The following is a 12,098-nucleotide window of genomic DNA, read 5'->3' as shown; positions in this document are numbered from 1 at the left end:
GGACGCAAACAATGGCAAACAGCAAAAGAACCCTGTTTCTGAAGCGCCGCCTGCGCGTTCGGAACAAACTTCGCAAGGTCAATGCAGGTCGTGTACGCCTGTCGGTTCACCGTTCGAACAAGAACATCAGCGCTCAGCTGATCGACGACGTTCGTGGCGTGACCCTGGCCTCGGCCTCGACCCTGGAAAAAGATCTGGGTGTAGTTGGCACAAACAACGTCGAAGCGGCTACGAAAGTGGGCGCAGCCATCGCCGAGCGTGCCAAGAAGGCAGGCGTCGAAGAGGCTTATTTCGATCGTGGCGGCTTCCTGTTCCACGGCAAAGTGAAGGCTGTCGCCGACGCTGCGCGTGAAGGTGGTCTGAAGATCTAAGACTTGCGGGCAGCGCCTCAGCTGCCCCGATGATCCGGGGGCCTCGGCAATAGTCGAGGCTCACTTGGATTGAAACAACGGCGCCGCAATGCGCCACATGAGAAAAGGGATGCCAAATGGCAGAACGTGAAAACCGTCGGGGCCGTGGCCGCGACCGCGACGAAACTCCGGAATTCGCAGACCGTCTGGTCGCGATCAACCGCGTGTCGAAAACCGTAAAAGGTGGTAAGCGCTTTGGCTTCGCCGCTCTGGTGGTTGTCGGCGATCAGAAAGGCCGCGTCGGCTTTGGCAAGGGTAAAGCAAAAGAAGTACCCGAGGCCATCCGTAAGGCAACTGAACAAGCCAAGCGTCAGATGATCCGCGTGCAGCTGCGCGAAGGTCGGACCCTGCACCACGATATCGAAGGCCGTCACGGCGCCGGTAAAGTGGTTATGCGCTCGGCACCTGAAGGTACTGGTATCATCGCCGGTGGTCCGATGCGTGCTGTGTTCGAAATGCTGGGCGTCAAGGACGTTGTGTCCAAGTCGCTGGGCTCGCAGAACCCGTACAACATGATCCGCGCCACCATCAACGGCCTGCAAAAAGAGCAGAGCCCGCGTTCGGTTGCACAGCGTCGCGGCAAGAAAGTTGCTGACATCCTGCCCAAGCGGGACGAAGCGCCTGTTGCTGCTGAAGCAGAAGCATAAGGAGAGCGACCCATGGCAAAAACCATCGTCGTCAAGCAGATCGGTTCCCCGATCCGCCGCCCCGCCGAACAGCGCGCGACCCTGATCGGTCTGGGCTTGAACAAGATGCACAAAACCCGTGAGCTGGAGGATACTCCTTCGGTCCGCGGTATGGTCAACAAGATCCCGCATCTGGTAGAGATCATCGAAGAACGCGGCTAATCGCGAGTTCTTTGAAGACTTAAAAACGCCTCCGTTCTGATCGGGGGCGTTTTCTTGTTTGGCCGGTCGTTTTTTTCCGGCTCGTCTTATGGTGCTGTTCAGTGCCTCGGCGCAAACTCGGCTAAGACCCGAGCGCCTTTTTTTCTGCAAACTCAATATCGACTTCATGGCGCAACGAAGGTTCTCTGCCTGGTTTTTCGTACAGCCTGGGGCATCCATCGCAAAAACTGGCTGCTGCCTCGCGTTTGGAATGAGCACGCGGGTTCCAGACCTGCCGGCGCAGAGCTTTGTATTTTTCGTTGTTCCAGATGGTTTCAAGCGGTTCGTCGAAAACATTTCCCAACACATGCGGATCACGGTTCTTGTCGGAAACATATTGGCGGCCGGATCGCCAGAGACAGCAGGGAATCACATCGCCATCAAAGCGAATGACCGTGCTGCTGTGGGGCCAATGGCACCTTGGGGTGAGGGATGATGACAGGGGCAGGCCATTTTCAATCCGATCGGGATCGTCGTCTACGACGTTGTACAGATCTCCATTTGCATCGAACCGTAGCCCTTCAAACGTGGTAAAGGCGTCGATACCAATCTCGTCTACGATGGCCTTCACCTGATCCAGTTCATCCTCGGCGTGATGGGGGAAAGAGATATGCTGTATTTCTATGAACGGAGATTTCAGACCCTTCCTCTTTTTATAGCCAGCCAGTAGTCGCAGGTTGTTCAGAACGAAATCCAGGCGTCCGCGAACACGGGTAACCTGAAAGCTTTCCTGCGTCGCGCCATCAACTGAGATTGTGATATGGCTAAGCCCGGCATCGACTAGGTTATGAATTCTCTCGGCTTTTAGCCGATAACTGAAATGGGTGGTGATATGGCTTTCCAAACCGGCTGCGGTCGTGGCCCGGATCATGTCGGTGAGGTCCGGGTGTGCCAGAGGATCGCCATAGTAGAACATGCTTACACCAAGCGCGCGATCTTTGATCTGGTCAATGATATGCCGGTACTGCTGAAGGCTAAGCTTGTCCTGCTTTCCGAACTTCTGATCGCTGAGTAATGGCCGGTTGCGTCGGGATGGGTTCGCATGGACGCAATGTGGACAGGCTAGTGAGCACAGCGGCGAAATATCAATTTTCACCAGAGACGGCAGCGGGGCGGCTTGTTGAGAGTGAAGAAGATAGCCCCGAACGTTGCGCAACAGGTTTGCCGATTGCTTCAAGGAAGGACGGCGCTGAATCCAGCGCAACCTTCTAATAACGCTTGAAACCAAAGGCATGGAGTATCCTCATTCATGAAGTCGAGGACGCCCTAAACGTGCGAGGCGAAAATGGTAAAACAGGCCGAAATAGCCCGATAGTTCACAGATATGTGATAGAATAGTGAAAATATGGGTCCGTAAAAGAAAAAAGATATTAAAATATATAAATTTGATAAATCTTATCTTTAGCCGAGAAATCCAAAGGTCTATTTCAACGAAAGCCTGTAGTGGGATGTCTAAACAGTGTTTTCACTGCCATTCCCCCAATGCATACCGGCCAGACCGAATCTTCTGTTGTTAGCGTTATCTGGCGTTCTTATTTGAGCTTTGTCCCAAATAGGAACGCAAACGAAATCTGGAGAATACGCTCCGGTTTAGAAAGGAATATAGAAATGGCAAACACAGCAACTTTTTCCCGCGAAGGCTTTGGTCTGACCGCCCGCATCGCAACTCTGATCGCACGCGTGAAAGAGGCCTATGCCCTGCGCGCCGAATTCGGCCGCACCTATTCAGAGCTTCAGAACCTGACTGATCGCGAACTGAACGACATTGGTATCCGCCGGTGCGATATAAGTGATATTGCGCATAAGCACGTCTACTGCTGAGAACCTGGCAGGCTGAACAACACCGAGGCGCCATTTGGCGCCTCTTTTTGATTCTGCGTGCTTGAAAGGCACAGGCACGGTGAAATTGGTCGCTCTGCATTGTGGATCGTTTGGAAATTTTCCATGAGAATTATTAGAGGGGGCTATGTCCCAATAACGCGATGACGAGGCTGACACAGTGCGAGACTACCAGATCGGCATGTTGTGGGTGGATGGCCCGCTGAGCTTTCTCGAGCAGCTCTGCATCAAATCCTATCTGGATACCGGTCAATCCGTTCGCCTCTACACCTATGGGAATGTCTCCGGGATACCTGAAGGTGTGGATACCCGCGATGCGCGCGATGTGATGCCTGGCACAGAATTCATTGCGCATAGCCGTACTGGTAGCCCGGCGCCGCATTCGGACAAGTTCCGATACCGCATGTTGGCGCAGGAGCCCGATTTGATATGGGCGGATACGGACGCCTATTGCATGCGTCCTTTCACAACGGAGACCGGGCATTTTTACGGAATGCTCGAAGGAGAGATTGCGATCGGCGTATTGGGCATTCCGTCAGACAGCCCGGCGCTGGATCTGCTCATCGAATATACAACGGACCCGTATCGGATTCCGCCATGGCTGCCCAAACGATATCAGGAACCCCTTCGTGCGGCACAGGATGCAGGTGATCCGATCAATGTGCCCGCGCAATATTGGGGCGCATGGGGTCCGTCAGCCTTTGCCTGGGCTTTACGGCAAACCGGCGAACACCAATTTGTTCTGCCTGAGCATGTGTTCTATCCGGTGAACTTTACCAGACGGCGCGCTTTGGCACGCCCAAACGCCGATTTATCCAGGTTCTTCCACGAGGACACAGTTTCCATTCACTTTTATGGTCGCCGGATGCGTTCGATCCTTAGGAACAGGTATAATGGCCTGCCAGATCCAGATAGCCTGGTGGGTAAGCTTCTGGCCAAACACCGGATTAATCCACTGGACGCGCCAATCCAAAATGCTGAAGGCTAGACAGTTTGGGTGTTGTTCACTTCAAAACTTGCATCCTCAGCCACAAAGCTGTATCGGGCTCCGGTGGCGTACTGCGCCGCAAGAATCAAAACCAAGAAATGCCGTGTTTGACCCATCACGCTTCGGGGTCATTTCCGGCGAAGGAGAAGCGAAATGAAACTGAATGAATTGCGCGACAACCCGGGCGCCACACCGAAACGGACCCGCGTCGGCCGTGGTCCCGGTTCCGGCAAAGGTAAAATGGGTGGCCGTGGTATCAAAGGTCAGAAATCCCGTTCGGGTGTGGCCATCAATGGCTACGAAGGCGGTCAGATGCCGCTGTACCAACGCCTGCCCAAGCGCGGCTTTAACAAGCCAAACCGCAAGGCGTTTGCCGTTATCAACCTGGGCCTGATCCAGAAATTCGTCGACGCCGGTAAGCTGGATGCCAAAGCTGCGATCACCGAGGACGCACTGGTTGCATCCGGTCTGGTTCGCCGTAAACTGGACGGTATCCGCGTTCTGGCCAAAGGCGAAATCAGCGCCAAGGTGACCCTGGAAGTAACTGGTGCTTCGAAAGCTGCCGTTGAGGCAGTCGAAAAAGCGGGCGGTTCACTGACGGTCACAAAAGCCGCTGCGGCAGAGTAAGCGCTTGTGAGCGGGCCAAGACCCGCTTACATAGACCTCAGAGTTTTCCAAGACGCCGCCCGAGCCGGAAAACGGTTCCGGGCGGTGTTTTCATAAGAGAGACCGATTTATGGTATCAGCAGCAGAACAAATGGCAGCCAACACTAGCTGGGCTGCTTTGGGCAAAGCCACCGATCTGCGCAACCGCATCCTGTTCACACTGGGTTTGTTGATCGTCTATCGCCTGGGCACTTTTATACCGGTGCCGGGGATCGACGGACAGGCCCTGCGTGAGTTCATGGAGCAAGCGGGGCAGGGCATCGGCGGTATGGTTTCGATGTTCACCGGCGGGGCGCTTGGGCGGATGGGTATCTTTGCCCTCGGCATCATGCCTTACATCTCGGCCTCGATCATCATTCAGCTGCTGACCTCGATGGTTCCCGCGCTCGAACAGCTCAAGAAAGAGGGCGAGCAGGGTCGTAAGAAGATCAACCAATATACCCGTTTTGGCACCGTGGCGCTGGCCACCGTTCAGGCCTATGGCTTGGCCGTTTCGCTGGAGTCGGGCGATCTGGCGACCGATCCGGGCCTCTATTTCCGTCTGTCGACTATGATTACACTGGTTGGCGGCACCATGTTCCTGATGTGGCTGGGTGAGCAGATCACCGCGCGCGGCATCGGCAACGGTATCTCTCTGATTATTTTCGTTGGCATCATCGCCGAGGTTCCGGCAGCGTTGGCTCAGTTCTTCGCAAGTGGCCGCAGCGGCGCAATCAGCCCCGCAGTGATCATCGGAGTGATCGTCATGGTCATCGCCGTGATCACCTTTGTGGTGTTCATGGAGCGCGCTTTGCGCAAGATCCATATTCAATACCCGCGCCGTCAGGCCGGTATGAAGATCTATGAGGGCGGCTCGAGCCACCTGCCGGTCAAAGTGAACCCGGCCGGCGTTATCCCGGCGATCTTCGCCAGCTCGCTGCTGCTGCTGCCGGTGACGATCTCAACCTTCTCATCGGGTGCGACCAACGGGCCGATCATGTCCTGGCTGCTGGCCAATTTTGGACCCGGTCAGCCTCTGTACCTGCTGTTCTTTGCGTCGATGATCGTATTCTTTGCCTATTTCTACACGTTCAACGTGTCGTTCAAACCGGATGACGTGGCGGATAACCTGAAAAAGCAGAACGGTTTTGTGCCGGGTATCCGTCCGGGTAAGAAAACCGCCGAGTATCTGGAATACGTGGTCAACCGCGTGCTGGTTCTGGGTTCGGCTTATCTGGCGGCGGTTTGTCTGCTGCCTGAAATCCTGCGGGGCCAGTTTGCCATTCCGTTCTATTTCGGTGGTACTTCGGTTCTGATTATCGTCTCTGTGACCATGGATACGATCCAACAGGTTCAGAGCCACCTGCTGGCGCATCAATACGAAGGGCTTATCGAAAAGTCCCAACTGCGCGGGAAGGGTAAGAAACGCGGCAGGAAGGGACCCGCTCGTCGATGAACATCATTCTTCTGGGCCCCCCGGGGGCGGGTAAAGGAACGCAAGCGCGTCATCTTGTTGAAACACGCGGCATGGTGCAGCTGAGCACCGGAGACATGCTGCGCGAAGCCAAAACCTCGGGCACCGAGATGGGCCTGAAGGTTGCAGCCATCATGGATGCCGGCAAGCTGGTCACCGATGAGATTGTCATCGGCCTGATCGAAGAGAAGCTGACCACCGAAACCGGTGCCGGTTTCATCTTTGACGGTTTTCCGCGCACATTGGCACAAGCCGACGCATTGGCGGCTTTGCTGACCAAGCTGGGCCAGTCACTGCACACTGTGATCGAGATGCGGGTGGATGACGATGCCCTGGTGGATCGGATCACCGCACGTTCGACCTGTTCGGGCTGTGGCGAAGTTTATAATGACAAGACCAAGCCGATCCCGGCAGATGGTCGCTGCACCAACTGTGGTGAGCAAAAAGAGTTCACGCGTCGCGCCGACGACAACGAAGACAGCCTGCGCACGCGGTTGATGGAGTACTACAAAAAGACGTCGCCGCTGATTGGTTATTACTACGCCAAAGGCGATCTTCGCCCGGTCAATGGGTTGGCCGATATCAAGGAAGTGACTGCGTCGATCGAGGCCGTACTCGGCTAGCTCCAATATGGCCTTGACGCCAAGCGCAAAAGCCCATATCGACCCCCATCCCTAAAGGGAATCAAGATCGCAGGCGGGATTCGTCCTAACTGCCCCGACCACCTCGAATAATACTGGGCCCTCTGGCGTCACTGCCACGGTCAAGTGTTGTGAAAAAAGGTTCCGGAGCTACGGAACCGCAACAAAAAGGAAAGTGACACGTGGCACGTATTGCCGGCGTAAACATCCCGACTGCAAAGCGGGTACCTATCGCCCTCACATATATCACCGGTATCGGCAACACCTCGGCGCAGGCCATCTGCGAAGCCGTAGGCATTGAAGCGCACCGTCGCGTCAATGAGCTGTCGGATTCCGAAGTTCTGGCCATCCGCGAACATATCGACGCAAACTTCACCGTCGAAGGTGACCTGCGTCGCGAAGTTCAGATGAACGTCAAGCGCCTGATGGATTTGGGTTGCTACCGCGGTCTGCGTCATCGTCGTAACCTGCCCGTTCGCGGTCAGCGTACCCATACCAACGCTCGTACCCGCAAAGGCCCCGCAAAGGCCATTGCTGGCAAGAAGAAATAAGGAGGGTCTGACCGATGGCACGCGAAAAGACTCGTACCAAGAAAAAAGAGCGCAAGAATATCGCATCGGGCGTGGCCCATGTGAATTCGACCTTCAACAACACCAAGATCCTGATCTCGGACGTGCAAGGCAACGCCATTGCATGGTCGTCGGCCGGGACCATGGGGTTCAAAGGGTCGCGTAAATCTACACCGTATGCTGCTCAGATGGCTGCGGAAGACGCAGGTAAAAAGGCGCAGGATCACGGCGTCAAGACGCTGGAAGTCGAAGTTCAGGGCCCCGGTTCGGGTCGTGAATCGGCTCTGCGCGCACTGGCTGCAGTGGGCTTCAACATCACGTCGATCCGCGACGTGACGCCGATCGCTCACAATGGCTGTCGCCCGCCGAAACGCCGCCGCGTCTAAGCGAATTAGAATTGAGCTGGGGCCCGCATTTTCGCACGGCCCCAGCACGTCATTTTGAACCTCGGGCGTCTGCACCTTGTTGGTCATGGGGCGCGGACAGGAATGGAGGGATTACATGATCCACAAGAATTGGGCAGAATTGATCAAGCCAACCCAGCTGGAAAGCAAGCCGGGAAACGACCCTGCGCGCCAGGCTACGTTGGTTGCGGAACCGCTGGAACGTGGCTTTGGTCTGACTTTGGGCAACGCGCTGCGCCGCGTTCTGATGAGCTCGCTGCAAGGTGCGGCCATCACCAGCGTTCAGATCGACAACGTCCTGCACGAGTTCAGCTCGGTCGCGGGCGTGCGTGAAGACGTCACCGACATCATCCTTAACCTCAAGCAGGTCGCTCTGCGCATGGAGGTTGAAGGCCCCAAGCGTCTGTCGATCAATGCAAAAGGTCCGGCAATCGTCACCGCAGGGGACATCAGCGAAAGCGCTGGCATCGAGGTTCTGAACCGCGATCACGTCATCTGTCACCTGGATGATGGTGCCGACCTGTTCATGGAACTGACCGTCAACACCGGTAAGGGCTATGTCTCGGCTGAAAAGAACAAGCCAGAAGATGCACCTATCGGCCTGATCCCGATCGACGCGATCTATTCGCCGGTTAAAAAGGTCGCCTATGATGTTCAACCGACGCGTGAAGGTCAGGTTCTGGACTATGACAAGCTGACCCTGAAGATTGAGACTGACGGTTCGATCACCCCCGAGGACGCGTTGGCCTATGCCGCGCGCATCCTGCAGGATCAGCTGTCGATCTTCGTCAACTTCGATGAGCCGGAAGCGGCTGGTCGTCAGGACGAGGATGATGGTCTGGAGTTCAACCCGCTGCTGCTGAAGAAAGTAGATGAGTTGGAACTGTCGGTCCGTTCGGCAAACTGCCTGAAGAACGACAATATCGTCTACATTGGCGATCTGATCCAGAAGACCGAAGCCGAGATGCTGCGCACCCCGAACTTCGGCCGCAAGTCGCTGAACGAGATCAAAGAAGTGCTGTCCGGCATGGGTCTGCACCTCGGCATGGATGTCGAGGATTGGCCGCCTGACAACATCGAAGATCTGGCGAAGAAATTCGAAGACGCGTTTTAAGCGCGTCTTCCCAATGCCCGCGCTTGCGGGGAATGCACGGGCAATCATGCCCCAAGGAGAGCCGGTGACACGCATCGCCGGCCAGACAAAGCAAAACGCTGAAGAAGGAACTAGAAAATGCGTCACGCACGTGGTTACCGCCGCCTGAATCGTACTCATGAGCACCGTAAGGCTCTGTTTGCGAATATGGCTGGCTCGCTCATCGAACATGAGCAGATCAAAACAACTTTGCCCAAGGCAAAAGAACTGCGCCCGATCGTTGAAAAACTGATCACTCTGGGCAAGCGCGGCGACCTGCACGCCCGTCGTCAGGCCGCATCGCAGCTGAAAGAAGACAAAGACGTCGCAAAGCTGTTCGAAATCCTGGGCCCCCGTTATGCCGAGCGTCAGGGCGGTTATGTCCGGATCCTGAAAGCAGGCTTCCGCTATGGCGACATGGCCCCGATGGCGATCATCGAATTCGTTGACCGCGATCTGGACGCCAAAGGCGCTGCAGACAAAGCGCGTACCGCCGCCGAAGAGGCCGCAGACGAAGAATAAGAAAGCCTGGCTTTCATGTGAAAACCCCCGTGTCTCGGACGCGGGGGTTTTTCTTTTTCACAACTCTATCTCTGGCCTAGTTGATCCAGCCACGCTCTCGATAATATCGGGCTGCCCCTGGATGGAGAGGTGCTGGCATGCCATCGCCGATCATGTCAGTTGGTTGCAAACCTTTCAGCGCCGGGTGTCCGACCGCCAGTTGCGGCAGGTTTTCAAAGGTCGATTTCACAAAGGCATAGATATCGTCATCGGGTACGTTGGCATTGCTTAGAAGACTAGCCTTATAGCCGAATGTTCTGGTTGGTGACGTCACCCCTGTATAGGTATTTGCAGGGATGGTCACTTTGCTGAGCGCCTCGGAGCCGGAAACCAGACGGTCGATATCGCGCCCGGAAAGTTCGACCAGTTGAATCGCGCATGTCAGGGCTGTTTTTTGAATCAGGCTTGACGGATAGCCGACGACACTGGCGACGACGTCAATCTCGCCCGCGCACAAAGCCTTTCGCTGGAGGCCCATCTCTCCGAGTTTGATCGTGCTAAATCCCGAGATGTCCCAGCTTCCGGCATAGGGAAGCTTTCTGACCAAGCTGGATGCCGATCCTCCCAATCGGACACGCTTTCCATCCAGTTTATCAATGGAACTGATTCCGGACTCTTTGCGTATAACAACTGTCAGGGGTGCACTGTGGATCGAAAATAATGAGCGCAGAGTTGTGTCCGGCCCTTTGCCTTCGAAATAGGCTGCCCCCAACAGCGCGTCATTGACCCAGTCGGACCGCGCCACGACGATGTCGAACTTGCCACTGCGCAGCTTTGGAAGGTTTTCCTTCGGGCCACCTGTTGGCCGTGCGCGGCATTTATTACCGCTCGTCGCTTTGACAAATGACTTGCACAGCAGATTGCCGACGTTGAAATAGTACCCGGTTTTCCCTCCGGTCCCCATGGTCAGTTTGGTATCCGCCTGTACCGCCGGGGCGATTATCCCAAGGGTTGCGATCAGTGCGAGCGATGAAAGCCGCCCGCGCGACAGACATTTCAGAGTGAATGACCTCAAAACAATATTTCCTTCAAATGCACTTTGTGTTTGGCGGACATTCCCAGCCCTTCCGCCCCAAGTCAACGCGCCCTGTGCCTTAACACGCTTGCAATCCCTGCGCGGGCCTCGCATATCCGAAGGGCGCCCAATAGACGGATGGATCATGCGGAAAGTCTTGTGTTCACTCTTGCTGGCCGCTGCTGCGGTGTCAGCCCAGGCCGAAACAAAAGCACCTCAAACGCAGGCCGAAATCAGCCTTGGTTTTGCGCCCGTCGTGAAACAGGCCGCGCCGGCGGTGGTGAATATATACGCCAAGATTGTGCGCGAAGGGCGCTCGAACTCATTGTTCTCTGATCCGTTCTTTCAGGATTTCTTTGGCGGCGGCTTTGGCGAACCGCGACCGCGCGTTCAGAATTCGCTGGGGTCGGGTGTGATCCTGACGGATGACGGTTATGTGGTCTCTAACTATCATGTTGTTGGTTCAGCGACAGAAATACGGGTCGTCACGACGGACCGGCGCGAGTTTTCGGCCGAGGTGGTTCTGGGCGATCAGGAAAGCGACATCGCCATTCTACGTCTGAAAGATGCCGAGGCGTTGCCTTCGATCGACATGCGGGATTCCGATTTGGTTGAGGTGGGTGAATTGGCTCTGGCCATCGGCAACCCGTTCGGCGTCGGGCAGACGGTATCATCGGGCATTATCTCGGGGCTGGCGCGGACCGGTACGGCCACGGGCAATGCGCGGGGCTATTTCATTCAGACGGACGCGGCGATCAATCCCGGCAATTCGGGCGGGGCGCTGATCGATGTAAACGGTGATCTGATTGGCATCAACACCTCGATCCTGACACGTTCTGGCGGATCGAACGGGATCGGCTTTGCCATCCCTGCCAATCTGGTTGCCGAATTCCTGCGGCAAGCGCAGGCCGGCAATGACAGTTTTGTCAGCCCCTGGGCCGGAATGGCAGGGCAGCACATGAGTGCGGATATCGCTGAGTCTCTGGGCTTGGTCATCCCGCAGGGTGTGGTGATTTCGGATCTCCATGCGCTCAGCCCGTTGGCCGAGGCAGGGTTGCAGGTTGGGGACGTCGTGACCCATGTCGACGGGGATGAGGTCAACTCGCCGGCAGAGATGAAATTCCGCATGTCAGTGGCCGGTGTGGGCGGCACGTCGGTGGTGACGCGACTGCGCGGCGAGGACCGAGCTGAACTTGAGGTCGCTTTGGTCAAAGCGCCCGAGGTTCCGGCAGCGGAAGTGACGACGCTGAACGATGAAACCGTGATGCCAGGCCTGACCGTGTCGCGGATCAACCCTGCTGTTATCGCGCGGCTGGGGCTTTTGCTGTCGCAGACGGGGGTGGTTGTGGTCGACGCGGGCCGCTATGGCGGTCGGTCCGGGCTGCGTCCGGGCGATGTGGTCGATGGGATAAACGGCGCGCGGGTCGAGCGACCTGCTGATGTCGTGAAGGCGCTGACCGATCCGGGGCGTCGGATCAATCTGGATATCCTCAGGGGCGGGCGGCCGGTTTCCCTGCGGTTCAGGCTGTGACC

15 protein-coding genes are annotated in these 12,098 nt (G+C 56.3%); 13 read left to right on the top strand and 2 right to left on the bottom strand.

Annotated features, from left to right (window positions below; translation table 11 throughout):
* Positions 1–11: 11 nt before the first annotated feature.
* From rplR to rpmD, 3 genes are all read left to right on the top strand, one after another.
* Positions 12–371, top strand: a complete 360-nt coding sequence (gene rplR, locus AC2FJ5_RS17240; RefSeq protein ID WP_142639780.1) for a 50S ribosomal protein L18 — start codon at positions 12–14, stop codon at positions 369–371.
* 116 nt (positions 372–487) lie between these two features.
* Positions 488–1,057: a 30S ribosomal protein S5 gene (gene rpsE / locus AC2FJ5_RS17235; RefSeq protein WP_142639778.1), complete on the top strand. Its 570-nt coding sequence runs from the start codon at positions 488–490 to the stop codon at positions 1,055–1,057.
* Between the two features lie 12 nt (positions 1,058–1,069).
* Positions 1,070–1,258 (top strand): 50S ribosomal protein L30, encoded by a 189-nt coding sequence (gene rpmD, locus AC2FJ5_RS17230; RefSeq protein ID WP_008757946.1) that lies wholly within the window; start codon positions 1,070–1,072, stop codon positions 1,256–1,258.
* Between the two features lie 121 nt (positions 1,259–1,379).
* Here rpmD and AC2FJ5_RS17225 read toward each other — a convergent pair whose 3' ends face one another.
* Positions 1,380–2,393: a radical SAM/SPASM domain-containing protein gene (locus tag AC2FJ5_RS17225; protein ID WP_496794130.1), complete on the bottom strand. Its 1,014-nt coding sequence runs from the start codon at positions 2,391–2,393 to the stop codon at positions 1,380–1,382.
* 512 nt (positions 2,394–2,905) lie between these two features.
* Here AC2FJ5_RS17225 and AC2FJ5_RS17220 point away from each other — a divergent pair.
* The 9 genes from AC2FJ5_RS17220 to rplQ all read left to right on the top strand — a co-directional run bounded on the left by AC2FJ5_RS17220 (position 2,906) and on the right by rplQ (position 9,511).
* On the top strand, positions 2,906–3,118 hold the full coding sequence (locus tag AC2FJ5_RS17220) for a DUF1127 domain-containing protein (protein ID WP_496691902.1): 213 nt from the start codon (positions 2,906–2,908) through the stop codon (positions 3,116–3,118).
* A 178-nt stretch (positions 3,119–3,296) separates the two neighbouring features.
* Positions 3,297–4,124, top strand: a complete 828-nt coding sequence (locus AC2FJ5_RS17215) for a hypothetical protein (RefSeq protein WP_496691903.1) — start codon at positions 3,297–3,299, stop codon at positions 4,122–4,124.
* Positions 4,125–4,277: 153 nt separating this feature from the next.
* Complete coding sequence (gene rplO, locus AC2FJ5_RS17210) at positions 4,278–4,751, top strand: 50S ribosomal protein L15 (protein WP_142639772.1); 474 nt, start codon at positions 4,278–4,280, stop codon at positions 4,749–4,751.
* A gap of 109 nt (positions 4,752–4,860) precedes the next feature.
* Positions 4,861–6,225: a preprotein translocase subunit SecY gene (secY, locus tag AC2FJ5_RS17205; protein WP_271951986.1), complete on the top strand. Its 1,365-nt coding sequence runs from the start codon at positions 4,861–4,863 to the stop codon at positions 6,223–6,225.
* Complete coding sequence (locus tag AC2FJ5_RS17200; protein ID WP_142639768.1) at positions 6,222–6,866, top strand: adenylate kinase; 645 nt, start codon at positions 6,222–6,224, stop codon at positions 6,864–6,866. Before secY ends, AC2FJ5_RS17200 begins: the two co-directional genes overlap by 4 nt.
* 200 nt (positions 6,867–7,066) lie before the next feature.
* Positions 7,067–7,435, top strand: a complete 369-nt coding sequence (rpsM, locus tag AC2FJ5_RS17195; protein ID WP_142639766.1) for a 30S ribosomal protein S13 — start codon at positions 7,067–7,069, stop codon at positions 7,433–7,435.
* A gap of 14 nt (positions 7,436–7,449) precedes the next feature.
* On the top strand, positions 7,450–7,839 hold the full coding sequence (rpsK, locus tag AC2FJ5_RS17190) for a 30S ribosomal protein S11 (RefSeq protein ID WP_037311698.1): 390 nt from the start codon (positions 7,450–7,452) through the stop codon (positions 7,837–7,839).
* A gap of 115 nt (positions 7,840–7,954) precedes the next feature.
* The gene (locus AC2FJ5_RS17185) at positions 7,955–8,971 is read left to right on the top strand and encodes a DNA-directed RNA polymerase subunit alpha (RefSeq protein ID WP_281995981.1); all 1,017 of its coding nucleotides are present in this window, start codon (positions 7,955–7,957) and stop codon (positions 8,969–8,971) included.
* Between the two features lie 117 nt (positions 8,972–9,088).
* Positions 9,089–9,511, top strand: coding sequence for a 50S ribosomal protein L17 (gene rplQ / locus AC2FJ5_RS17180; RefSeq protein WP_142639761.1), 423 nt, complete (start codon positions 9,089–9,091; stop codon positions 9,509–9,511).
* A 76-nt stretch (positions 9,512–9,587) separates the two neighbouring features.
* Here the strand turns inward: rplQ and AC2FJ5_RS17175 are convergent, their stop codons facing one another.
* Positions 9,588–10,565: a TAXI family TRAP transporter solute-binding subunit gene (locus AC2FJ5_RS17175; protein ID WP_496794129.1), complete on the bottom strand. Its 978-nt coding sequence runs from the start codon at positions 10,563–10,565 to the stop codon at positions 9,588–9,590.
* Between the two features lie 145 nt (positions 10,566–10,710).
* On the opposite strand from AC2FJ5_RS17175, the gene AC2FJ5_RS17170 reads away from it, so the two are divergent.
* Complete coding sequence (locus AC2FJ5_RS17170; RefSeq protein WP_496704040.1) at positions 10,711–12,096, top strand: trypsin-like peptidase domain-containing protein; 1,386 nt, start codon at positions 10,711–10,713, stop codon at positions 12,094–12,096.
* Positions 12,097–12,098: the final 2 nt, after the last annotated feature.

The organism is Ruegeria sp. CDSA221, assembly GCF_059611825.1.
The sequence above is the reverse complement of the archived record's forward strand: the minus strand, read 5'-3'. Positions and strand labels throughout refer to the sequence as shown.